Raw genomic sequence first — 24,048 nt, 5'->3', positions numbered from 1 at the left:
AGCCTGGCAAAGAGCGCTGCTGCCGATCAACTTTGATGCAGCTTTACCGCCACCCGCGCTGCTTCGCGGATGCGCCGGCGCTCGCGGAACTGGCCCCATTGCTGATCGACCAGCACGCCCACAAGAATGACCGTGCCCATGACCGCGAAGTTGAGCGATGACGGGATGCCAAGCAGATTGACCAGGTTCTGCAAGATCTGCAGCAGGATCGTTCCAAGGACGACGCCGATGATCGACCCTTCCCCGCCACGCAATGAAAACCCGCCCAGCACCGCCGCTGCGATCGCGTAAAGCTCGTAGAAATTGGCGTGGCCGGAGGGCTGCACCGATCGCGTATACATGGCAAAGAAGATCGCGGCGATCGCCGTCAGAGAGGCGCAGATCACATAGGCGGCGATAACCACAAGGTCGGTCCGAATCCCCGAGAATTTCGCCGCCTCCTCGTTCTTGCCAACCGCATAGAGGTAGCGGCCGAAGACGGACCGATGAAGCACAACCCAGGCGATGACGGCGACCACCAGAAGCACGAACACTGAAGTCGGAATACCGAACGGGCGGGCGACGAAAAAATCCAGGCCCGGATAGGTGCTGCCGAAGGGAAAGCCCGCGGTGGCGTCCGCCGTATAGCCCCGCGCCATGCCACGATAGATCAGCAGGCCGCACAGCGTCACCACGAAGGGCTGCATGCGCAGCTTTGTGATCAGCAGGCCGTGGGCGAGCCCCATAATGATGCCAAGCAGCAAGACCGTGGCCGCGGCGATCGGCCAGGGGATGCCCATGCGTCCGACCATATCGACGAACAGCACGCCGAGCAGGGCTATCATCGAGCCGACGGAGAGCTCGATACCGCCAGTGATGATGACAAAACCCTGGGCGATGGAGAACAGGCCGAACAGGCCGACGAGATTGGCGGTGTTGGCGAGGTTGTTGGCCGACAGGAACAGCGGATTGCGCAAATAAACGAAAAGGCCGACCACGAGGATGAGCACCAGAAGCCCGAGGTCTTTCCTGTTCACGCGCTCACTCCCGTTTTGTTGCCCTCGCCGCCAACGGCCAGCATCAGCACGTTTTCCTCACTGAACTGGTCGCGCGTCAGCATGCCAGAGATGCGGCCCTCATGCATGACGGCGATGCGGTCGGACACGCCGATCACCTCCTCCATGTCGGAAGAGATCATCAGCACCGCGACGCCGGCGTCGGCCAGGCCGCGCATCAGCCGGTAGATCTCGAACTTCGCGCCGACGTCAATGCCGCGGGTGGGTTCATCGGCGATGATGACCTGGGGGTTCATCGCCAGCCACTTGGCGAGCACCACTTTCTGCTGGTTGCCGCCCGACAGCGCGCCGGTGCGCACCTTGACGCTCGGCGCCCGGATGTCGAGATCGGCTTTGCTGCGCTCGCCGCGTTTCGATTCGGCCGCCGCCGAGACAATGCCGCCGCGCGAATAGGACCACAGATCAGGCAGCGTGATGTTCTGGGCGATCGACATGTCGAGCAGGATGCCAGCGCCCTTCCGATCCTCGGGAACAAGGAAGATGCCACGCGCCGTTGCGTCGCCCGTCGTCTTGATCGGGAATTCCTTGCCGGCGAAGGCGACCGTGCCGCCAAAAACGGGATCGATGCCGAAGATGGCGCGGGCAAGCTCGCTGCGACCTGAGCCCACCAGGCCGGCAAGTCCCAGAATTTCGCCCCGATGCAGGTCGAGCGTGACAGGTTGCTGCGGATAGGCTGCGGTTCTGATGTCGCGCGCTGAAAGCGCGACTTCACCGCGCGGCGCCGATGGCGGCGTGTAGACGACCTTCAGTTCGCGCCCGATCATCATGCGAACCAGCTTCTGATATGTGACCTCAGCACGGTCGAGCTCGCCCACGAACTTACCGTCTCTCAGCACGACCACCCGGTCGCAGGCGCGCTCGATCTCGTGCAGGCGGTGCGAAATGAAGATGACGGCGATGCCATCGGCCTTGAGCCCGCGGATCACCTCCAGCAACTTTTCGGTCTCGTGCAGCGGCAGACTGGAGGTCGGCTCGTCCAGAATGATAAGCCGCGCGTCGCAGCTCAGCGCCTTGGCGATCTCGACGATCTGCTGCTGCGCGAGCGACAGATTGCGTACAGGTTCTTGCGGGCTGAAATTGGCTCCGAGCCGGCGCAGGATCGGCGCCACGGCGGCACGTTGCCGCTCGGTGTCGACAATGTTGAAAAGGCCGTATTTGCGTGGCTCGCGGCCGATGAAGACATTGGCGGCGACGTCGAGGTTGTCGAAGAGGTTGAGTTCCTGGTGGACGAACGCGATGCCGGCGCGGATCGACTCGGTCACGGTGAAGGACTGGGTGGCCACACCGTCGACCTCGATTGTACCGCCGTCGGGGGTGATCACGCCTCCAAGAACCTTCATCAAGGTGGACTTGCCCGCGCCGTTCTCGCCGACGATGCCGATCACCTCGCCGGGACGCACCTGCAGTTCGAAGCCGGCGAGCGCGACGACACCCGGATAAACCTTGCGTATGTCGCTCAGCCGCAAGAATGGCTGTGCCTCGGTAATTGACTGGGATTTTGGCTGGGGAGCACTCATGCGATGCAAAGGAGCATGGGAGCCTCACCTTAACTCGTCAGCACGAGGCGAAGATGACGATTTTCTGAACCGAAGACCAGTGCCCATAGGCGCACGGAAGCACCGAAAGCGAAAAATCCGACATCTGAAGCCCCCTGCCAAGTTTTGAGTCGACCCCAAGGCGCGGAAAGGAAGCCGCGCCTCAGGTTCACGCTGGTTGGATCAGCCGCCGATCTTGGCCTTCAGATCGGCCGAGAACGCGTCGACATTCTCCTTGTTGATGACGGCGGTCGGCACGATGATGAGACCGTCTGCCGGCACCATGGACTTGTCACCACCGAGGTAGGCTGCCATCAGCTTCATGCCCTGGTAGCCCCACTCGAACGGCTGCTGAACGACGGTCGATACGAAGTTGCCTTCCTTGACTGCTCCCAGTGTCACCGGATCTTCGTCGAAGGCGACCACGGTGATCTGGCCCAGCTTGTTGGCTGCTTGCAAAGCCTCGTAAATCTTGGGCGAGTTGTAGGAATAGAACCCGACCATGCAATTGATCTCGGGGTTGGCCACCAGCACGTCATCGACATTGGTGCGGGCCTTTGTGAAATCGACGTCGTCGCCGCGCACGTCGACGAGTTCGATGCCCTTGCCTTCGATCGCCTGCTTGAAGCCGGTAATGCGCTCGACGGCGTTGTCGGCGCCGAGGAAGCCGACGAAGCCCATGCACTTGCCTTCCTTGCCGGCCATCGCCTTGACCATCTCTTCGCCCGCCTGGACGCCGGCCGCTGTGTTGGATGAGCCGAGATAGGCGATGCGCTTGGACTGCGGCGCGTCGGAGTCGGTTGTGAAAAGCGGAACCTGCGCCGCCACCTTGTTGAATGCGTCGATCGAATTCTTCGGATCGGCCGACGAGATCATGATCGCGTCAGTGCCGGCGGCCACCAGGTCGTCCATCAGTGCGTTCTGGAGTGCCGCTGTGCCTTGGGCCGGATAACGGAATTGAAGTTCGTAGCCATCGCCCAATTCGGCCTGTGCCTTGTTGACGCCAGCCTCGGCAAGCTTCCAGAAATCCGACGAAGCGTTGACGACGAAGGCAAGCTGTTTCTTTTCCTGCGCGAGGGTGGAACCGCCAAGCAGAAGAACAGAGGCTGCGGCCGCTGCGAACAGTAGTTTGTAGTTCATGTACGTCTCCTCCTTTTTATGTCCGACTGTTGTTTATGACTTGTGCCTGTCGCTTTGCGGCAATGCCTACGCCGTCACCGCGCAAAGTGCTTCATGCCAACGCCCATCCCGGCGCCCGCGCTAAAACCGTTGAAATCGTCCCCGGCCGCTGGCGAACCTGCGCCATCCGAGCAAGCGCGGCCAAGCCCATGATCCTCCCTGTCGCGAGCCGGCTTTCCTTGGAAGGAGCTTTCCAAGCGTGCAACTTGCGCGTGATCAAGCTTAATCGGGAGCGCCAGTCTTATCTTGGGAAAAGCTTTTCTTCTTCGCGATCTAGGCATAAATCCCGATAAATTGCAATTTACTACGACTTATTCATTACTCCCTTTGCGCTGTGGCCGATGCGGTGCTTTCATCCCTGCCTCAGGGATTTTCACCAGGCCGGAACATCGATGAGATCACCCGTAGCGCGGGTCGAATCCTCGCGCTGTTGCGGCCTATAACTTGAGTGTTATAATCATAATTACCTGATCAACACTTAGGCAAAGGATTACTGGTGCCGAAAGTCACGATATTCCGGGCATGGGAATGAACTTCAGCCCGAAAATGCGCAGTGTAACGCATGGCTTCTCAGTGGTCGGCGGGTTGAAATGGCGGCTGTGGAAGGGTGTCGTTGCCGATGTCTGGGACGTCGATTGTGCGCATGATGCAAGCGGAGACTATGTGTCTCCCGATCCGCGCCTGTTCGTGGCGCTGGAACTTGGCGCCAATGGTTCGTTCATCGTTGACCAACCGGACGCACGCAAGGTAGAGCGGCATGATGTGCCGCTCTCCATGAGCTTCGTACCCGCCGGGATGCCGATCCGCGGCAGAGTCCAGGGCCTGACGCGGATGAAGCACCTCGACCTGCACTTTTCCGAAACCGCGCTTCTGCAGCGCTTTGGGCGAGCGATCGACCGCCAGCATCTTTTGGAGCCAAGGCTGAGTTTTCGTGAGCCGCGTATCGCTGGTCTCGCGGTAGCGATCGCGGCGGAGTGTGACAATGCCGACCCGTTGCACGATCTCTACGGAGAAGGCCTGATCAACGCGTTGCTCGCCCTCCTGTTCGATATCAGAACCGAAACGGGACGCCGAAGGCCTGCTCTTTCACGACATCAAGTGCGCCTTGTTACCGGGTTCATCGAGGAGCATTGCCTCGAAACCATCCGACTGTCCGACCTTGCCGCTCTGGTTGGCCTCTCCGAGAGCTATTTCAGTCATGCGTTCAAGGCAGCGACGGGAGTTCCACCTCACCGATGGCACACGCAGGCACGGATAAGACATGTGCAGCGCATGCTCTCCTCCCCCGGCGCAGTGCTGACCGAAGTTGCTGCGGCGGCAGGTTTCTCGGACCAGGCACACCTCTCGCGGGTGTTCAAGGCGACGGTGGGTGTGACGCCATCCACCTGGATGCGGGCGACATCCCGGTCAAAGCAGTGACATTTCTGCATCAGAACCACCATCCGATCGTCGGATGCGCCAAAAACCGGCAAGTTCGACAGGAACGTCCAAGCCTTCGGCATTAAGTGGAGTTATCTGGTCTACTTATTCCCGATGGCATGTTGTGGCGTTCGGGGCGTGCTTTCAGGGGGCGATCGATGCATCGGTTTCAAAATTTTCTGGCTTATGGCGTGGCCGCCATCACGTGTCTTTCTCCTGCCTTTGCCCAGGAGAATGGCTCGACCGTGCTGGAGGAGATCGTCGTCGAAGGCCAGACACCCGGGGGTCAGGACGACGGCGTCGGCGCCGTGAATGGCGTCGTCGCAAAGAAAACGCTCACCGGCTCAAAGACAGCGGTCGACATCAAGGATATCCCGCAATCTGTATCGGTAATCGGCCGCGAGGAGATCGACGACCAGGGTGCGCAGAAGGCCGACGAGGCGCTGCGCTACACCGCCGGTGTCTTTGCCCAGCCCTTCGGCGCCGACAGCGACACCAACTGGATATTCATCCGAGGCTTTCAGGCGACCGCCACCGGCACCTACATGGACGGGCTGCAACTGCTCAGCTATGCCTTCGGCGGCTTTTACGTCGACACGTTCGGGCTGGAGCGCATCGAGGTGCTAAAGGGGCCGGCCTCGGTTCTCTATGGCGGCAGCAATCCCGGCGGCATGATCAACTACGTCAGCAAGCGCCCGACTGGCGAGCGGCTTCGCTATGTCGAGACTGGCGTCAACGATGCCGGCAATGTCTATCTGGGCTTCGATGTCGGAGACACCGCCAATGAAACCGTCAGCTATCGGTTCAACGGGCGCATCGCCGGCGGCGACACCTACAGCGACTTCCAGGACGGAATCCGCGGCTTCCTGTCGCCCAGCATCACCTGGCAGCCCGACGAACAGACGAAGTTGACGCTGCTCGCCAACTACACGGGCATTGATGAGAAGCACAATGGCGGCAGCTTCCTCCCTTACGAAGGCACCGTGGTCGATCGCGTATTCGGCGGCGTCAACTACGGGCGCATCCGCCGCGACGCCAACTTCACCGAACCCAGTGTCGACGTCTACAACCGGCAGCAGGGGTCTCTTGGGTATGAATTCGAACACACTTTCGACAATGACTGGACCGTGAGGTCAAATGCGCGCTTCGGCGCCGCCGACATCAGCGAGGTCAGCGTCTACCCCAACGGTTGGGCGAGCGCGACGGAACTCAACCGCATCAATTTCGGCCATGACTCGGACGTGAGGACATTCCTGTCCGACCAGCAGATCGAAGGAAAGTTCAACACGGGACCGGTCGAGCACACGCTGCTCGCCGGCATCGAGTCCAAATATTACAACATCGACCAGGTTCAGAGCTCGGCCCTGTTCGGGACGACACCGCCCATCGATGCCTTCCATCCGGTCTACGGCTCGCCCCTGACTCCTCGGGTCAGCTACCTCAACCAGGATCTGACACAGAACCAGCTCGGCGCCTATTTCCAGGACCAGCTACGCTTCAACGAAGGCTGGCTAGTCACGCTAAACGGGCGCTACGACCACGTCTGGACCAAATCGCATGACCGGCCGACCTTTTATGCACCGACACAGAACAACACCAACGAGAATGATGCCGGTGAATTGTCGGGACGCGCCGGCGTTGCCTACGAGTTCGCAAACGGTGTGACACCCTATGCGAGCGTGGCGACATTCTTCAATCCGGTTATCGGCACCGACAGCACCGGCGATCTCTTCGTACCCGAGACGGGCGTCCAGTACGAAGTCGGCGTCAAATACACGCCGACCTTCGTCGACGGCATATTCACCGTCTCACTGTTCGATCTGACACGCGAGAACGTACCCGTCGCCGATCCGGCAAACATATTTGCCCAGGTGCAGACAGGCGAGATGCGCTCCCGCGGCGTCGAGTTGGAAGCCAAGGTCAACGTCACCGAGAACTTCAGGGTGACTGGCGCCTTCACCGGTTACGATCTCAAGATCACCAGGGATACCGACCCGACCGTTATCGGCAAGACGCCGTTCATCGTTCCGGAGGTCATGGCGTCCGCCTCCGCCGATTACACTTTCAAGAATACCGACGCATGGTATGACGGCGTTTCGCTGGGAGGCGGCGTCCGCTACGTCGGTTCCTCCTGGGCGGACAACCAGAACACGCTGAAGGTTCCGGCCGCGACGCTTGTCGACCTGAAGCTCGGCTACGAACGCGAAAACTGGGGCGTCGACCTGAACGTGACCAATCTCTTCGACAAGACCTACGTGTCCAGCTGCCAGACTGCGCTGACCTGCAGCTATGGCGAAGGCCGCTCGTTCAAGCTCAGGGCGTACGCCACATGGTAACGGAACGCAGATCTCGGTCGTGGCGCCAGGGCTTGCCTCATTGCAGGCGTTGCCGAGCACGATATCAACATGGCGGCCGGCTGCCGCGACCGGATCATCGTGTTGACTGAGGGGCGCATCTCGGCCAGGGGTGTGCCCGCCGAAATCGTTCAACCCGACCTGCTCGCCCGGGTCTACGGCGTTGCCATGGGCACGATCGCACATCCGCTAACCGGCGAGCCTGTTACATACCTCATCTGAACCAATGACCAAGGGCATCACCAGACGCAGCCTGCTGGCTTCGACGCTCATTGCCGGGATGATGCCGGGCCGGCTGCGCGCGGCGACGCCTCGCCTCGCGGTGATCGACTGGGGCATGCTGGAGACATCGATCGCAATTGGCGCACAGCCTGCGGCCGGGACCGAACTGATCCAGTTCAGGCAGGTCGTGGTCGAGCCGGAGCTCCCCGCGGGGATCGCTGACCTCGGTCTGCGGGGCACGCCCAATTACGAGCTGCTGCGTCTGGTCGCTCCCGATCTCATCCTTATCTCCAACTTCTACGAATATCAGCGCGCCGCACTCGAACGGGTCGCGCCTGTCCTGTCGCTGCCCGTGTACGAAGCCGGCAAGCCGCCCTACCCGCTCGCCGAACAAGCGGCGATCACGCTCGGCGCGACGCTCGGCCGGCGTGGTCCGGCTGAAGCGCTTGTCGCGGATACGGCGACGTTCCTCGCGCACTGCCGCAACAAGCTGCAGCCTCTGGCCGCGCGGCCGGTATTCGTGATCAGTCTTGGGGATCACCGGCATTTTCGGGCCTTCGGCGCCGACTCCATGATCGGCGACGTGCTGACCCGTCTTGGCCTCACCAACGCATGGACCGATCCGACAAGCTACAGCGCCGCTGCTCCCGTAGGGTTGGAAGCGCTTGCCCGCAAGCCGGGCGCTGCCATCGTCATTGTCTCGCCCACCCCTCCGAACGTGGCGCGCACGTTGGCGGAAAACGCGCTTTGGAACGCCTTGCCTGCAGTCAGGAATGGCCGGGTCGCTGTCCTCGCGCCAATCAATCATTTCGGCGGCCTTCCCTCCGCCCAGCGCTTCGCGCGCCTCATCTTGGAAGCCGCAGCCGCATGGGGCGGCCATGGCTGAGCGACACACGATCCCCTCGATGCTGTGGGGCCTGATGGCCGCCGCGGCGCTGGCACTCTTTGCCTGGCAGGTGGCAGACGCCTGGCCGGACTCGACAGCCACCGGCATCGACGCCGATCTCCAGCAGATCATTCTCGACTATACGATCCTGCCACGCGCCGCGGTCGCAATCCTCGGTGGGGCGGCTCTCGGCCTGGCCGGGTTGTTGCTGCAGCGCGTGCTTCGCAATCCGTTGGCCGAGCCCTCCACCCTCGGCATTTCGGCCGGTGCGCAACTCGCTATGGCAGCAGCTACGATCTACGCGCCATCGACGATGGCATGGTCGCAAGGCGCGGTCGCCTTTGCCGGCGGCGTGCTCGTCGTGACGATCGTGCTGGCGTTGACGTGGCGAAGGGGCCTGGAGCCGGTGTCCGTGGTGCTTGCCGGCATGATGCTTGCACTGACATGCAATGCCGCAAGCGCCGCCCTCATCCTCGCCAATGGCGAGTATCTCTTCTCGTTGTTCATCTGGGGCGGCGGTTCGCTTCTGCAGCAAAGCTGGGGACCCGCGACCGCGATCACGCTGCCGTTGTGCCTCGGCCTCGGCGCCGCCATGCTGATGCTACGGCCGTTGTCGATCCTCGGGCTCGACGATTCTTCGGCGCGAAACCTTGGCGTTGCGCCGAACGTCACTCGCCTGCTGGTGGTAGCGCTAGCCGTGTGGATAGCGACCACCGTCACTGCCGAAGTCGGCGTCATCGGTTTCGTCGGCCTGGCGGCGCCGGCGCTGGCGACTCTTTCGGGCGCACGCACCCTGCAACAGCGGCTTGTCTGGGCGCCGATCATCGGCGCGATCCTGCTGTGGCTTACTGACGGCCTCGTCCAACTGGCCGCCGGACAGGGCGGGCAACGCGTGCCGACGGGAGCCGCCACCGCGCTGCTGGGCGGACCGCTGCTTCTATGGCTGTTGCCACGCCTCAGAATGTTCGAATGGCCCTCGCTGAGCACGTCAGCCGCCACAATACAACGCGCCAAGGCACCTCCATTTGTGCTGATACTGTCAGCGGTTGGTGTGTTGGCGGCAGCGGCCTGCGCGCTGATCGTCGGACGGGGACCGGATGGCTGGTCCGTCGCGACTGGGTCGCTGCTGGCTGATCTGTGGGGATTGCGGGCGCCACGGGTGGGGGTAGCGGCGGTGGCGGGCGCCATGCTGGGCGCTGCCGGAGTTGTTATCCAGCGCATGACCGGAAATCCGCTGGCAAGTCCGGAAGTCCTTGGCGTCGGTGGCGGCGCCGGCGCCGGCCTGACGGCGGTTATCATTTTTGACATTACGGCCGGGCTGGGCTGGCAGCTTTTTGGCTCGGCAATCGGCGCCTCCTTGGCGCTGGTCGCCATATTGGCGACCGGGGCACGCGGCAATTTCGGCCCGGAGCGGCTTCTGCTGGCCGGTGTCGCGATGAGTGCGCTGTGCAGCGCGATGCTGACAGCGGTAATTTCGCTCGGCAACGCTCAATCCTACGTCCTCTTGCGCTGGCTCAGCGGCTCCACCAGCGACGCGACCATGCTGCAGGTTTGGACAGCGCTTGTCCTGCTCTGCGCCTCATGCCTGCCCTTGCTCTTTCTTTCGCGCTGGCTCGACATACTTCCGCTCGGTTCGACCGCCGCACGCAGCCTTGGCATGCCATTGCGCGCCGCGCGGCTCGTCCTCGTATTGCTGACAGCCATCATTACGGCTTGCGCCACCATGTTCATTGGCCCGTTGAGCTTCATCGGTCTCATCGCGCCCCATGTGGCACGACTGTGCGGCCTCACCCACGCGCGTCATCACCTTATCGGCTCAACCCTGATCGGCGCGTTGGTGATGGTGCTTTCCGATTGGCTGGCCCGCATGGTGGCCTTCCCCTATCAGCTGCCGGTTGGCCTTTTCGCGTCTTTGATCAGCGGACCATACCTGGTCTACCTGCTCGGCAAAGGAGTTAAGCGTCATGGCTGAGATGCCGCGTTTTCTGAGAGCCTCAACGGAGATCGCGCTGGTCTCGCCCGAGGATGTCATGAAGCGCCTGTGCGCGCATTTCGCGGAACATGGCAGCGCGCAGGTCGAAGGCAGATGCGCGCGGATCGACACCGGCTTCGGCGTTACCGACCTGGAGGCATGCGAACGCTGTCTGAAGGTCTTCGCCGAGGGCAAGGACGACACATCCCTCGCCTACGTCAAGCTGGCGATTGCCGAACACATCCTTCGTTTGGCTGCCGCCGAACACCCGCGCATCATCTGGCGGGGCGACGGCGCCGCCGGGTCCGCACTGCCTTACTTCCGCGAGATGCGTGTCGCCAGGGTTGCCGATATCGGTCCGCATATGCGCAGACTGACTCTGTCGGGAGACGATCTCGGTCGTTTCGCCAGCGGCGGGCTGCATGTGCGCCTGCTCATCCCGCGGGACCCCGACGCAAAGCCCGTCTGGCCTGTCACTGGCGAGGACGGCCGGCCCAGCTGGCCAAGCGACGATGCCCGGCCGGACGTGCGGATCTACACGATCCGCCGCATCGACGTCGAACGGGGCGAGGTCGATATCGATTTCGTGATGCATGGCGGCTCCGACATGCCGGGCGCCTGCTTCGCCGACCGCGCTCGGCCGGGCGATTGTGTCGGGATGACGGGGCCTGGCGGCGGCTCGATCGGCGATGCGGACTGGTATCTGCTGGCCGGGGACGAGACGGCGCTGCCCGCCATCGCCCGTATTCTTGAGGAACTGCCAGCAGGAAAGCAGGCGACGGTGCGCGTCGAGGTCGCGGACGCGCGCGACGAGCAGCCGCTGCTCTCCAGCGCAACGCTCGACGTCAAATGGCTGCATCGTGGCGCAGCGGAGCCAGGGACGTCCCGCTTGCTGGAAAACGCCGTGCGCGCCATCGACTGGCCGGACAGCCAAGTTCGCATCTTCGCCTGGGCAGGTTGCGAGTACCGGAGCTTTCGTGCGATCCGAACCTATCTCAGGCGTGAACGCGATCTGTCCCGAGACGAACATCTCGTTGTCGCCTATTGGCGCCGCGGTTCCAGCGGCGACGACGCCCGAAAAGAGAATGGGGATTGAGCCAAACCTCAAAAAGCACGGAGCGATGTCAGCTATTGCTTGGTGGGGGGCAGGCGCTTAATGACAACGGTGAGTTGACGACTTCACAAATTGCACGCTGGTCGTTGTTGCTCGAGGCGCGCCCCGGTCAGCGCAATTTGTTCTTGCTGCCGACCCGGGAACGGCGCGAGGATTATCTTTGGGGCCCAACCGTGGAGGTCATCCGAGATGCCACCCGATTCTCCCACCGACAACCACTCCGAGGCATTGAAGCTTTTCAAGGACTGGAACGACAAACTGCTGATTACCGCTGTAGCCGCTCTGGGCTGGGTGGTTGGTAACAGTTTGCCGGGCATATACAGCCTGAAGTTCGCAAGCGCTGCCTGCCTGGCGCTATCCATAGCGTTTGGAATTTTGACGCTGGCCTTGATCCCGCTGATTCGTGAGCAATGGGACGAAAAACATCTCGATTACCAATTGAAAGAAGAGGGACGAGCAAAATCCATATACAATGTACGTCCATTCTTTTGGAGCGCAAAATACTTGGGAATAAAGCCGAGGCTAACCAATGTCTGCATGCCAAGCCATGCGCTATTTTACCTTGGGATTGTTCTGTATGTAGCCAGCGTTGCTTCTGGTGAGAAAGCAACACTTGATGCGGCAATCGGCGGCAAGACAGCGATGTTTTGGACGCGTCCAGAAATTGGCGTTTACCCTCCGTTGGGGAACTAAGGTTTAGCCCCGTCGGGTCGCGCACGATTTGTCTACACGACACCAGCACCAATGCGGTCATGTAAGGACCGAAGGCGACCTGCTGCGACATTGCGTAATCGCGGGCATGTCATTTTTAAAAGACGAACATGTGCGAGACTGCTAATGCGCATCGCGTAAGTGCCAACTCGGCTCGGCCCGGTCATGCCCCGTTCGGGTCGAGCCATTTTTGCGCTGGATCAGCAAAAAACCGCTGCCGGCATGTCTGGTTTAGACGCGCTCGGGCACCGGCGTAGGTGCCTTGTTTTAGAAGGAAAACTCGAGCGTGACACCCGGGCGCTCTCGCCTCCAGTAACGATGGGGTCGAATGTCATGGCGCCGATAGTAGTAGGAATCGTCATAGTATCGTCGCTCCTGCCAACCGTGCCTTCTCCAGTTACGCTCGTTTCGCCAGTGGCGGCGCTCTGCTCGCCAATGACGGTGCCCGCGATGCCACTTCCGGTGCTTGACCATGTCGACGTTGCCGCTTGCTTCAACGGACTTCGGAACGAAGACCGGGGCTGCATTCAGCGGCAGCGCAGGCGCTATCACGAATGATGACGCCAGAGCGGTGGCCATGAGGCTATATAGAAGCCGGTTCATTTTTCTAACTCCTGATCGGACGGTTTTCGTCCCTATCAGCCAATGGGCTGATCGCCATTGGGTTCCAACAATCCGTCTCACAGTTTGTTGCTGGCGACGGTGAAAACGGGATCAACAACGCTCGTTCAGTGCCCACCGTTCGTGCGTCTGCGGTCCACATGCATCGTGGATCGTCCCGTGAGTCTGAGTAATTCGATCAGTTCGTCATATTTCGCGCGCAGCGATGATGGATACTGACGTAATAGCCCTTCGCGCAGCCCGAGCCACGCACGCTGGCCTGGCTAGCGCCGTCAACAAGCCAAATCGAGGAATGAGGGCTCATTCGCTTGGATGCTGACGAAAACAAGGCTTATGATGTTATTGTGATGCCAGTTGCCGACTGGAGCGTGAAGATGCCGCACAGACGAAAGTCCATGCTCGATTTCGTCCAACAGGGTCTGGGAATTCCCGCGCTGACCGGAGTAAGCCAGTCGAACGGGGAGAATGACGAGCTTGCAGCGATACCGCCCGACGTTGCTGCGGAACTCCAGCGCAGGATTGACGAGGCGTCGACTGGCAACGCTTTCACCTCCGACGAAGCGAGCAAGCGGATATCCAGCCTGAACGGTTTGCAGATTGTTGTGCAGCCTCATGTTGTTGCGCAAGCACCGCAGGTTCTGTTTGCTGAAAGCGCCGTGCGCGATCTTGCGCGGACGGCCGTCAATGTCCCACAGCGGGTGGATGGGCGAAAAGTTATAGAAACTCTCTTCGAGACAGCTCAAGGTTTGAGCTATTCAAGCCGAACCAAGCCGTTTGGAGTTGGGTGGCATTTCAGAAATGCCGATGGCTTCTCCATTTTTTACCTGAAAAACAGCACGGACCAGCTGGTCGTCTATGCAATCCTGGATGAGCGAAAAGGTTGGCAGGCGTTGATTCCGGATCAAGAACCGGTATCTCGTTCGGAAAGCAGGGTTTGACGAACCGGGATCCGGCCCGCTTGACGATCCCAAAGCATTTTGCAGCCAAATGGAATCATTTGGCGTCCGCATAAATGCGGCAAAACAAGCACTTTGAGCGAGTTATCGGTTCTGAAAGAACCGGAACCGCTCTGAAGTCAGCGCACGCCATCCCTGCGACCTCGTTGACCGAGGTGCTCCGGCTATTCACCGACCGGACGCGTTTCAGCCGGAATCGGTCAATTCTTGCGCTATGACGCCATTCAGTATTTCGTCGAACTTCCCCAGCGCTCGGGCCACGGTGGCGCCGTCCATTACCCGGTGATCATAGTGGATGCGCACGGTCACGAAACCGTCCTCGATCGGACCGTAGTTGAGCAGAGTGGTGAGCGGTGTCAGCGGATTGAGCGATTCCGCCCCTAGTCCGGAATAGACAGACAGTTGGAACGTGCCGAAATAGTTGGCCTTCTGGCGCGCGATGTTCAGACCCAGCCACATGAGCAAACGCCTGACAACAGCCGGCGCGCGGGCAAATTTCAGGGACTGCCTGAAGTCTTTGACCTCATGGACCGGAAGCGTTCTTGCTCGATGGAGGAATTCCTCGAGTTCATGAATTGCATCGCGCTCCGGGCATTTGATGCGGGTCAGAAGCACTGCCTTTTCGCCATCAAGGTCCCGCTCATGGGCAACCGATGCGACGCTCACGGGATATTCGTAGAGATGCGGCCAGGGCAATTTTACGTAGGTACGCCGAAGTTCCGGCGTTTCCCTTGCCAGCAATGCATATGCCTTGAGGAAGATCGCGGTCCAGGAGCGCTTTTTCCCGTTTGCCGTCCTCGCTCTGACGAGACCACTCACATCGATGCGACGCTGGACAGTGACGCGCGGCACGCCCAGTGAAAAGTGCATCAGGTCTCCAACCAAACGCCGAGACGCCGAAAGCTTGATGGCTCGACCGCGCATCCTCGCAACCCTAATACAGATAAGGAATAATTCGCTTGGTAGTTTCCATGTAAGCCCGATATTGCGGGCCGAAATTATCAAGCATCATACGCTCTTCCTTGTCGACACGTCCAAAAAAGAGGATCGAAAACCCGATCAGGCCCGCAATTCCCGCGACCCAATTGGAAAGCAGGAAAAACTGCCCCAGCGCCATCAACAGAAACGAAGTGTACATGGGATGGCGAACGAGCGCGTAAGGACCGGAGCGGATGAGTTCATGTCGCTCGCGAATTTCGAGGCTGATCGACCAGTTGCGTCCAAGCTCCTTGTGAGCGCGGCGAAAGACCCAGAGCGCTGCCACGTAGGATATCGTTCCCACCCCGACCGACCAGATGTTGCTGGGATAATCGGCGGCGCGGGGAAAATTCGTGACAATGCAAAAGGCTGGGAGGATGGCCATCCCAAAGACCGCGGCCGCCAGACCGACATTGTCTGATGGCGAGCGTTGAGTGCCGACAACCCGCACGCGCTTTGCACGCCGCTCAAAAGGGTATCGGATGACGTACCAGGCAATGAGCCCCAGGACCCAGACGAACTCGCCAACCGAATCGATACTTATCACGTCCAACCGCCACGCTGCTTGAGACTTGAACGGTCTGCAGTATTTTTCGTCCGGAGAAAAGCCGGTTTGGCTCCATTTAGGAACGCGTATTCATCTGTCTCAATTCGGTCACGAACTGCTGCGGTCTCAGTTGGATCGACGGGGTTTTGTACCCCATGGAACGCGCGATGTCCGCGACGAAGGCATTACAATTATAGAGTGCTGCATGCCAAACGGGCGAACTGGCCTGGAGCTTGCGTATGTTGGAAACCACGGAGTTGTATTGGGATTGGCTCAGCATCACCCTCCAGCTCGCGGACCTGTAACCCTCTTCGAGGTCACCATCACTCCATCCGGTTTCAGCAGGGACCGGAATGAAATGGCCCATTACGTAGGGGACCTCGCTGTCGGAGGAAGGGTGCAGACCCGCCACCTCGGGATTGATCATCTTCCCGTTCTGGGCGCGGCCGAAGATAACATAGGTATGGCCGTAGCTAAGCGCATACCGCGAGCGGAATTCGATGAAATAGCCGCTTGCGTTGGCATGTGATGCGGTTTTGGGAGCATATGCAGATGTAACCGCATTTCCCGTTTCGGATGCATCCGAAACGAAACGCGGTTGGGGCCGCTTGTCCTCGGTCTGACAGGCCGAGACAACAAACACCAAGGCCAGGCAAAATAGCCGGCTGCGAACTAACATCGTTCCGCCTTCCCTTTTCCAACCCGACAGAATCCCGACCGGAGCCAGCGGCAGCCCGCAACCAATCAGCTATGTCGCGTTTTCAGGAAGGGCCGTCCGGCCCTTCCTACTCAGGAAACCAGCGTATCGTCACTTATAGACGGGAGCAGCTCCGGTATCTTCGACCGGGGGCGGGGCTTTACCCTTGCCTTTACCAATCGTGCCGCAGCCACTTAGGCTACTGACAGCTAGAGCTGCTACCAATGCGATTATCAATTTGCTCATAAGGCAATCCTTTCCCCGGATGTGGAACAGATTATCTAAGGCACTGCCACCACAGAAGATTCGTGGTTTGAATAAGATAGGGTAAGCGGGGACAACGTCTAGTGCACAAAAGACACAGTTTGTGTCAGCTTCTTCCAGGGCCGGAAAATCGATCGAGTATGGTTAACCGGAATACTGAGGCAGCTACCTGTCTCCAGCACGGTTGCCTTCATCTCTGATTTGAAGATAGCGTGCTGAGCGCAGTTCTGAAGCGCCGCGAGGGCTAGATCACCAATACTGGCGTACCTTCCGGCGTACGCTCGTAGAGATCGATAATGTCCTCGTTCGTCAACCGAACACATCCGCTGGAGACGGCAGTTCCGATTGTCCAGGGCTCGTTTGTGCCATGCAAGCGGAACATCGTGTCGCGACCGCCCTGGTAAAGATAGAGAGCGCGCGCGCCAAGGGGATTGTTTTTGCCGCCTGGCACCCCGCCGGCATATTGAAGCAGCCGTGGTTTGCGCCGCATCATGTTGGCGGTAGGCGTCCAGGATGGCCATTCGGCCTTGCGTCCGATCTTGGCCCTGCCTTTCAATGAGAGGCCCTCTTCACCCACCCCGACACCATAGCGAGTGGCCCACCCGCCTTCTTCCACGGCGTAAAGAAACCGTTCGTTTGTGTCTACAACGATCGACCCTGGAGGTTCGCTGCCGTCGTAGCGCACATGCCTGCGTCGAAAAGCGGGATTTAGGCCCTTCGGGGCGCCGAAGGAGGCCGTCAGGGGCTCGACCGCTTGTTGCACCGATGTGCATCCGGCCGCCAGGACCGTCAGGCTACCCAATACAAGAAAGCGGCGCGATATCTCACAGCTCATATCAGTCCGATCAAAAAACTGCCGACATGGTCCTGCATAACACTTGAAGAGCTTCCGGGCCAAGTTAGGGATGTTGCCGGGAGTGGGCAGGCCAAAAAGAACAGCATTTACTGTTGCATAGTTGCCACGTACCGACGGGATCTTCGATTCAACGGCAGTCTTGCGACTCGACTATTCGTGGATTGCCTGAAACTCAGCGTGAGCGCAGCTTGTCAGCCCGGGATTCCCCCCATAACCGCGATTCGGCGCTGCCGCGTTCGCGGCAACGCCGAATGGAAGCACAGGTGGGTGGCGACTGTGTTTTTTACGCCGCCTTGCGATCGCGGCCAAAGGGATCGCCCAGCACCGATTCCGTATGCAGGGCAGCAAGCCACTCGCCGTCCTGACGGATCCAGGTGGTGGCGTCGGCGGCCTTCAACGTCAGCGGCTTGCCTTCAACCTCCATCTCTTCTGTCACCGTGTAGGCGATGACGGCCACGTCATCGGAAGGAAACATCACCTTAAGATCGTCGAGTTGGAAGGATTTCAGCTGCCAGAGGCTATCACCCTGCTTGGCCATGCCACGATAGTCGTCATGCGTGAGCCGTGCCGTCCCTTGCGCGCCCGCGACAATAGACTCTCCAGCCAGCATCGCCACTGACCCTTCGATGTCCTTATCCACCATCGTCCGCCAGAATTTTTTCTCCAGGTCGATGATCTTCTGTTCGTCGGTATGAGCCATCGTTCGTCTCCTCGAATTGAACTAGAAGAACTCGGGGAAGATGAGAAAAGTTCCGGACATCGGCAGGGTTGAACCCTTGCCGTGGGTTACGGTTAAGGGTGAGCGCACAGGACCATCAGATCGGTCGGTAGACGCGCTGAGTGGTGTTCCAGAGGATGTTTGCCTGATCATCGGCGCTGTGCTTCGCCACCGCTTCGCGATAAGCGCGGATGAGGTCCGCATGACTCGTCCACAGCTCATTAGTGCCGTTGGCCCATCCGACGCGATACTGCAGCTAAAAAGCTGACGTTTGCCGGTCCGCGTTCGTCGGAGAATATCCTCTGAATAGGACGGGCAGCACAGCTTTGGAATTTTGAGCCAATGGCAAGAGAGTTCAGGGACGTTATCGTCCGCTATAAGGATAGCGTTCCAAAGTAGGCCGCTAATTCGGGTGCAAAAGTTCACCGGTCTTCGGCCCTTGCTTGCGAAAGGACACGATCACCATGTCGGACAAACGTAAAAACGGCCTCGATCGTCGCGATCTGATTATTGCGTCCATCGCCACGGTCGGTGCGGCGGCCACATTTGCAGCCACTGCCGGTTCCGCAAACGCTCAGGATCCAGCGGCTTCCCCTGCCGCCCCGGCAAGCGATGCGTCATCGGGAACGGTCTACACCGGCGAGGTGATCCAGGGGAAAAAAGTCGTCAGCGCGCTCGACGTCAACGACCTGGAACCCGGGCAGAAGCACCTCCTGTATTTTCAGGGCGTGCAGATGCCGACCGGACAACACTGGTACGTGTCCGTGACGGTTGCCAAGGGAGCAAAGCCGGGCAAGCGAGGCGTCCTGACCAGCGGTGTGCATGGCGACGAAATGAGTAACATTCACACGGTCCAGACCGTGATGAACCAGCTCGATCCGACGCAGATGTCGGGAACGGTGGTGGCGGTCACCGACGTGGCGCGCCCGGCCCTCGAAAGCATGCAGCGCCGATGGCCCAATCAGGGCAGAGGCATCGATCTGATCGACATGAACCGGGAATGGCCCGGCAACGAGAACGGCGTCACCGCGCCCAGCCGCCACGCCGGGCTCCTTTTCAACCGGCTGCTGCGGCCGAACGCCGACTTCGCCATCGACTTTCACACCGGCACGACGGGATTCGAAGTCACCGCATTCAATATCGGCGGCATGGACGTGCCCGAGGTCAAGGCGATGCTGGAGCTCTATCCCGTCGGCCAGATCTTCGACAACCATGTCTATCCCGGTGTCCTGCATAATGCGTTCATGGACGCGGGCATCCCCTCTTTCACGCCGGAGATCGGCGCCGCGCGCGTGCTGGACCTCGAGATGATCCCGCTGTTCGTGGAAGGCACGATGAACGTCCTCAAGCATTACGGCATCGTTGCCGGGCCGATGGGTCGCACGGGCAAGGACGTGACGGTCTTTGTCGGCAACAGTGCTTTCCCGATCATCGCCACCGCGGGCGGTATCGTCGAGCATTTGGTCAAGCTCAACGACAAGGTCCAGGCCGGACAGAAGGTCGCCATCCAGCGCAACAGCTTTGGTGAAGTGGTTGCGGAATACACAAGCGGCGTGGACGGAGAGATAACGGGCCTGCGCAGCGACGCCATGTCCGAGCCCGGCAACCCCTTGGTATTCATCCTTTTCAAAAAACCGGGGCCGGAGGGCGTTGAGACTTATCAGGAGTGACTTTAATCGGTCTCGGCAAGCCAACGTCGCCAGATCGACGCAACGCGCCGGTACGACCCGTATCAGGCGCCATCAATGGTGCGCAGCAGTTGATACAGCGTTTGCTCCCCTTCGTGTCGAACCTGGCCTTGCTGCGCTACGACGAAGCCGTCGCTCGCCCAACCAATATCCCGCGCTTCCTTCGGTGAAATGCCGAATTCATGTTTGAACGTTCGACTGTAGGCGGACGGATCTACGAAACCCCACTGCTCGGCAATGCGGGATATGGACCGCGTATCTGCTATGTCGGAGAGCGCGTCGCGTGTGCGCAGCAGCCGTTGCTTTCGAATGTAGGAGGCAACGCCGCCAAGAGGTTCGAAGATCCTGTAGAGGCGGGAGCGGGACACGCCCAGCGCAGTGCACAGCATCTCCGAAGTCAGATTGCGATCCATAAGTCGGCCGTCGATCACCCGACGCGCCCGGCCCAGTAATGTCGCGTCGATCGGGGTCTGGGCCTCTATCAAGCGATCCTGGGACGGGGCGAGACATACGGCGACAAGGCTGCGTGTCGCCTCGACAATGTAGGGTATCTCCGGCGACTTCAGATCCTCCAGCGATCGGTCGAGGAGAAACAGATAGTCTGCCAGAAGCTTGCCAAGTCCCCCCTCGAACTTCACGTCCAGCATTCGATGCAGCCCGGCCTTCGAGGCAAACAGATCATGCGGGATGAAGAGTGTGAGTATCCCGTCGTGATCGATTTCTCGATCGAACGACGTGGCCAGGCAATGCAGCTCGGCGACAGCGATTTCGGTTCCATTCCAATTGCCGGACTTTGGAGACCGAAACGGCAGATCGACGTACCAATGATCAAGCACGCACCTCTTCAGGTGCTTCCGGCGATGGGCATGTTTTTCACCGGGAAGCCTGGTTCGCATGAACGCCAGCCTTTCCAGGTTCCAAACCGTTTGACGGGCTGGAAACGATCGAGGGCCATCCAACCCAATCGACACATCAATCACGCCTTGATAGGCGGAACGGAAAGCCGGAAATTGATCGCTCGGAGGAAGGTTAAAGTTTGAAAAATTCAGGGAGTGCGTAAATTGCGCGTTCTCCCTTTTGTGTTCTTCGAAGGATTGGAGCGCGGATTCCTGGTACATTGGGGTGGTTCCAAACAATTATGACTTTCAGTTTGGATCCCAGCACCCCCCAGCGCATAAGCATCGTAGCTAAAATTGACACAGCCTGTGAGGAATTTCCATACGCTGGCTGATGGCTTGGCGCATGCTGTGCCAGCCAGAGCGTCCCCGGCGTCCACTTACACTGCTGACGGGTCCTTCGCTTCGCCGTCGTCCGGCGCGCCCAGCAAGTGCGAAAGCCATTCGGCCGAAGGCGATTGCGCACAGAAGGTAACTGCCGCGATTGTGATTGGAACTCCGATGAATGCGCCGAAAAGGCCCCACAGGAACATCCAGAGGAAAACCGAAAACAGCGCGAGGAAGGGCGACAGCGCGAGCGCCTTGCCCGCCATGCGCGGCTCCACGTAGCTACCGATCACGAACTGGATGAGATTGAGGCAGGCAAAGACGAACAGCGCGGAATAAAGGGATTCGAACTGCGCCAGTGCATAGAAGGTCGGCAGCAGCGTTGCGATGAACGGGCCGATGAAGGGGATGAAATTCAAGGTGAAGGCGATGACGCCCCACTCCGCGGCAAGCTGCAGGCCGAGCGCCAGCGCGAACACGTAGACCATAGCGCCCGTTGCAATGCTCATGATCGTCCGGATCATAAGATACCGGCGCAGCTTGGCGGCGGTGCGGTTGCTGCCCATGATCAGGACGCGGGCAGCCTCGCTGCTGACGATGCCGGGAATTCTGCGCGCTACCGGGCCGACCTCGAGCAGGCCGAGCAGCACGTAGATCAAAACCACGATCCAGAACGAGATCATCGTATTCAGCCTGACCGACAGGCCCTGGACCGCCCCCACCACCCAGCGCATGTTGAAGTGCTCGGCCCACAGGCCGGCGACGGCGATCCCATGCGTCTCAAGCCAGGCGGTCGCCTGTTCGTAGAGCCCCTGAAGCCGGGGCGTCTCCGCAATGAGCGAGCGGCCCACCCGACCGAAACCCCAGGCCACGACCGACGCGAAAACGATGAAGACCAGCATGATCAGCGTCACCACAATGGCGAGCGCAAGAAGCTGCGGCAGCCGTGCCTGAAGTCGCTCCTGGAGCGGCCAGGCAATCGCGATGATGAAGAGAGCGCAGGCAACGGGCGCAAATATCTCGTCCGCGAAATAGAACCCGGCCAGCAGCAGAATTGTGGAGATGATGCCGAGCAGCACCGGAACCATGCGGGCATTCATTGGTATGGTCGCCGTTGCAATGTTGCCTCTGGCCGATAAATCTCATTTACAAAAGCCGAACTACTGTCCGGGCGTTACCCGCCAATTCGACAGAAGCGTATCGTGGCAGCTCAGAACCGCCAGATCATCGGCACTATGAACACAGCCACGACAAAGAACCAGAGCAGCAACGGTAGCCCGAGTTTCCAATAGTCGCCGAAAGCATACCCGCCGGGTCCCATGACCATGAGATTTGTGGGGGTTGCGATCGGTGTCAGAAATGCCGCTGCCGCCGCCACGGCGGTGCTCATAAGCACAGGACGGGGCGAGACACCCATGGTTGCGGCAGCCGCCACGCCGATCGGTATGACGATGAGAGCGGTCGCGGTATTGCTGATGAGTTGCCCCATGATGGCAGTCAGCACGAACAGGCCGGCGAGCAGGGCAATAGGGCCGGCGTCGCCGACGAGCGACACCAGATATTCCGCCATCAGTTTCGCGGCGCCCGTCTCGACCATGGCGGTGGACAGCGGCATCATCGCCCCGACAAGGACCACCGTCGTCCAATCGATGGCGCGGTAGGATTGCTCGACGCTCATGATCCCTGACAGGACGACGGCGCCGGCGGCGAGCAGGCCGGCTATCGCCGGCGGGGTGATGCCGGTGGCGAGAAGCAGGACCATCGCGACCAGAATGGCAACGGCCTGACGGGCGCCCGGTCCCATCGGCACCGCCTGGCGGCGCACCAGTTCGGGCGAATTGACGACCAGGACATCCGGATCCTTGAGCCGGAGGTCGAGCGCTTTCCACGTTCCCTGCAAGAGCATGGTGTCGCCGGCCTGCAGCACGATGCCTCCGGCATCCCGTGTCGCGTTGGTGGCGGCAACCTCGGAACCCGCACGCTGTACTGCAAGGACGATGAGGTCGCCGCTCTCGGTTACCATGCCCGGGAAGACGTTTTGGCCGATAAGGCCGGAGCGCGGCGGGATCACCACCTCCGCCAGACCTGAACTGCGATTGAAAAGCGTTCCTTCCCCCTGCCCGGGAGCGGCCGACTCGCTGAAGGCGAGATGGCTATCGACAGCGAATGCGGCGGCCGACTCGGCGTCGCCCCGCAGCAACAGGTGATCACCCTCTGCGATGACAGCTCTGCGCAGCGGGCTGGCGGTTTCCCCCTCGTGAACGGCGACGAGTTGCAGTTCGGGATACGCGGCCAACTCTATCGAAGACGCCGGCTTGCCGATGAAGGGCGAACTTGCGCGCACCCGCATCTGGTAGACGCCGCTGGCAAGGCCATATTGCTCGACGAGGGTCTTCGCATGGCGGCTGAAGTCGGCGGGCATGGTCGCGCCATTGCGTTCAGGCAGCAGCCGTTTTCCGAACAGTATGATGATCGCCATCGTTCCCGCCAGCAGCGGCAAGCCGACAAGCGCGAATTCGAAGAAGCCGAAGCCGCCCACGCCAGCGTCGCTGCCCGCGTCCGAGACCAGGACGTTCACGGGCGAGCCGGTCAGCGCCAGCTTGGAGCCGGCATGTGCCGAAAAAACCAGCGGCAGAAGCAACTGCGCCGAATTCCGCTTCAAGCGGACGGCGATGACGACCACCACCGGCAGGAGCGCGGCAACGGCGCCATTGACGCTGATCAGCGCCGTGAGAAGCGCGACCATGCTCATCGTCAGCAGCAGCAGGCGGGTGCGGCTCTCCTCGCCCGCGCCACGGATCAGAAGCTGCCCGGCCCAGGCAGTGACGCCTGTCACGTCGAGCCCGGCACTGACAATGAAGAGGGAAGCGATAAAGATCACCGCGGGATCGCCAAAGCCGCCGAGGGCCTGATCGATCGTCAGGACGCCGGTTGCCCAAAGCGCCGTCGCCGTCGCCATCGCGACAACGACAACAGGCAGCCTGTTCCAGACGAACAGGACGACGACGACCGCGATGATGGTGGCAGTGTAGGTTATGGGGCTCAATCGCTTG

21 protein-coding genes are annotated in these 24,048 nt (G+C 60.4%); 9 read left to right on the top strand and 12 right to left on the bottom strand.

Annotated features, from left to right (window positions below; translation table 11 throughout):
• Positions 1 to 26 precede the first annotated feature (26 nt).
• The 3 genes from F3H98_RS22805 to F3H98_RS22795 all read right to left on the bottom strand — a co-directional run bounded on the left by F3H98_RS22805 (position 27) and on the right by F3H98_RS22795 (position 3,730).
• Positions 27 to 1,016 carry an ABC transporter permease gene (locus F3H98_RS22805; RefSeq protein ID WP_149762631.1) on the bottom strand — a complete coding sequence of 330 codons (990 nt, stop codon included), beginning with the start codon at positions 1,014 to 1,016 and terminating at the stop codon, positions 27 to 29.
• Entirely contained in the window at positions 1,013 to 2,572 is a 1,560-nt protein-coding gene (locus tag F3H98_RS22800; protein WP_149762630.1) for a sugar ABC transporter ATP-binding protein, read from the bottom strand. Before F3H98_RS22800 ends, F3H98_RS22805 begins: the two co-directional genes overlap by 4 nt.
• A gap of 201 nt (positions 2,573 to 2,773) precedes the next feature.
• Entirely contained in the window at positions 2,774 to 3,730 is a 957-nt protein-coding gene (locus tag F3H98_RS22795; RefSeq protein ID WP_149762629.1) for a sugar-binding protein, read from the bottom strand.
• Positions 3,731 to 4,291: 561 nt separating this feature from the next.
• Between F3H98_RS22795 and F3H98_RS22790 the strand changes: the two genes are divergently transcribed.
• The 8 genes from F3H98_RS22790 to F3H98_RS22755 all read left to right on the top strand — a co-directional run bounded on the left by F3H98_RS22790 (position 4,292) and on the right by F3H98_RS22755 (position 14,006).
• Positions 4,292 to 5,188 carry a helix-turn-helix domain-containing protein gene (locus tag F3H98_RS22790; protein WP_244621851.1) on the top strand — a complete coding sequence of 299 codons (897 nt, stop codon included), beginning with the start codon at positions 4,292 to 4,294 and terminating at the stop codon, positions 5,186 to 5,188.
• Positions 5,189 to 5,346: 158 nt separating this feature from the next.
• The gene (locus F3H98_RS22785) at positions 5,347 to 7,524 is read left to right on the top strand and encodes a TonB-dependent siderophore receptor (protein ID WP_149762627.1); all 2,178 of its coding nucleotides are present in this window, start codon (positions 5,347 to 5,349) and stop codon (positions 7,522 to 7,524) included.
• Between the two features lie 69 nt (positions 7,525 to 7,593).
• Positions 7,594 to 7,764, top strand: coding sequence for an ATP-binding cassette domain-containing protein (locus F3H98_RS31225; protein WP_188130522.1), 171 nt, complete (start codon positions 7,594 to 7,596; stop codon positions 7,762 to 7,764).
• A 4-nt stretch (positions 7,765 to 7,768) separates the two neighbouring features.
• Positions 7,769 to 8,650 carry an iron-siderophore ABC transporter substrate-binding protein gene (locus tag F3H98_RS22780; RefSeq protein WP_149762626.1) on the top strand — a complete coding sequence of 294 codons (882 nt, stop codon included), beginning with the start codon at positions 7,769 to 7,771 and terminating at the stop codon, positions 8,648 to 8,650.
• The gene (gene fhuB / locus F3H98_RS22775; protein WP_149762625.1) at positions 8,643 to 10,622 is read left to right on the top strand and encodes a Fe(3+)-hydroxamate ABC transporter permease FhuB; all 1,980 of its coding nucleotides are present in this window, start codon (positions 8,643 to 8,645) and stop codon (positions 10,620 to 10,622) included. The genes F3H98_RS22780 and fhuB overlap by 8 nt, the downstream gene beginning before the upstream one ends.
• A complete protein-coding gene (locus tag F3H98_RS22770; protein WP_149762624.1) occupies positions 10,615 to 11,718 on the top strand; it encodes a siderophore-interacting protein in 1,104 nt (367 codons plus the stop codon). Before fhuB ends, F3H98_RS22770 begins: the two co-directional genes overlap by 8 nt.
• Before the next feature lie 207 nt (positions 11,719 to 11,925).
• The gene (locus tag F3H98_RS22765; protein ID WP_149762623.1) at positions 11,926 to 12,429 is read left to right on the top strand and encodes a hypothetical protein; all 504 of its coding nucleotides are present in this window, start codon (positions 11,926 to 11,928) and stop codon (positions 12,427 to 12,429) included.
• 947 nt (positions 12,430 to 13,376) lie between these two features.
• Positions 13,377 to 14,006, top strand: a complete 630-nt coding sequence (locus F3H98_RS22755; RefSeq protein ID WP_149762621.1) for a hypothetical protein — start codon at positions 13,377 to 13,379, stop codon at positions 14,004 to 14,006.
• A gap of 204 nt (positions 14,007 to 14,210) precedes the next feature.
• Here F3H98_RS22755 and F3H98_RS22750 read toward each other — a convergent pair whose 3' ends face one another.
• The 6 genes from F3H98_RS22750 to F3H98_RS22725 form a co-directional block, all read right to left on the bottom strand.
• The gene (locus F3H98_RS22750; protein WP_149762620.1) at positions 14,211 to 14,948 is read right to left on the bottom strand and encodes a 2-oxo acid dehydrogenase subunit E2; all 738 of its coding nucleotides are present in this window, start codon (positions 14,946 to 14,948) and stop codon (positions 14,211 to 14,213) included.
• 10 nt (positions 14,949 to 14,958) lie between these two features.
• Complete coding sequence (locus F3H98_RS22745) at positions 14,959 to 15,546, bottom strand: protein-S-isoprenylcysteine O-methyltransferase (protein WP_149762643.1); 588 nt, start codon at positions 15,544 to 15,546, stop codon at positions 14,959 to 14,961.
• Between the two features lie 79 nt (positions 15,547 to 15,625).
• Positions 15,626 to 16,228, bottom strand: coding sequence for a hypothetical protein (locus F3H98_RS22740; RefSeq protein ID WP_149762619.1), 603 nt, complete (start codon positions 16,226 to 16,228; stop codon positions 15,626 to 15,628).
• 129 nt (positions 16,229 to 16,357) lie between these two features.
• Positions 16,358 to 16,492, bottom strand: coding sequence for an ABC transporter (locus F3H98_RS31885; protein ID WP_149762618.1), 135 nt, complete (start codon positions 16,490 to 16,492; stop codon positions 16,358 to 16,360).
• A 262-nt stretch (positions 16,493 to 16,754) separates the two neighbouring features.
• Positions 16,755 to 17,345, bottom strand: coding sequence for a L,D-transpeptidase (locus tag F3H98_RS22730; protein WP_149762642.1), 591 nt, complete (start codon positions 17,343 to 17,345; stop codon positions 16,755 to 16,757).
• 304 nt (positions 17,346 to 17,649) lie between these two features.
• A complete protein-coding gene (locus tag F3H98_RS22725; RefSeq protein WP_149762617.1) occupies positions 17,650 to 18,066 on the bottom strand; it encodes a nuclear transport factor 2 family protein in 417 nt (138 codons plus the stop codon).
• A gap of 482 nt (positions 18,067 to 18,548) precedes the next feature.
• Here F3H98_RS22725 and F3H98_RS22720 point away from each other — a divergent pair, with 482 nt between their 5' ends.
• Positions 18,549 to 19,754, top strand: a complete 1,206-nt coding sequence (locus tag F3H98_RS22720) for a M14 family metallopeptidase (protein ID WP_149762616.1) — start codon at positions 18,549 to 18,551, stop codon at positions 19,752 to 19,754.
• Between the two features lie 62 nt (positions 19,755 to 19,816).
• On the opposite strand, the gene F3H98_RS22715 is transcribed toward F3H98_RS22720, so the two are convergent.
• The 3 genes from F3H98_RS22715 to F3H98_RS22705 form a co-directional block, all read right to left on the bottom strand.
• Positions 19,817 to 20,890 carry a helix-turn-helix domain-containing protein gene (locus F3H98_RS22715; RefSeq protein WP_149762615.1) on the bottom strand — a complete coding sequence of 358 codons (1,074 nt, stop codon included), beginning with the start codon at positions 20,888 to 20,890 and terminating at the stop codon, positions 19,817 to 19,819.
• 158 nt (positions 20,891 to 21,048) lie between these two features.
• Positions 21,049 to 22,095, bottom strand: coding sequence for an AI-2E family transporter (locus F3H98_RS22710; protein ID WP_149762614.1), 1,047 nt, complete (start codon positions 22,093 to 22,095; stop codon positions 21,049 to 21,051).
• A gap of 110 nt (positions 22,096 to 22,205) precedes the next feature.
• Positions 22,206 to 24,041 carry an SLC13 family permease gene (locus tag F3H98_RS22705; protein ID WP_149762613.1) on the bottom strand — a complete coding sequence of 612 codons (1,836 nt, stop codon included), beginning with the start codon at positions 24,039 to 24,041 and terminating at the stop codon, positions 22,206 to 22,208.
• Positions 24,042 to 24,048 lie beyond the last annotated feature (7 nt).

This window comes from Neomesorhizobium albiziae, from assembly GCF_900114255.1.
Lineage (GTDB): Bacteria > Pseudomonadota > Alphaproteobacteria > Rhizobiales > Rhizobiaceae > Neomesorhizobium > Neomesorhizobium albiziae.
This window is presented reverse-complemented; position numbering and strand designations above follow the sequence as displayed.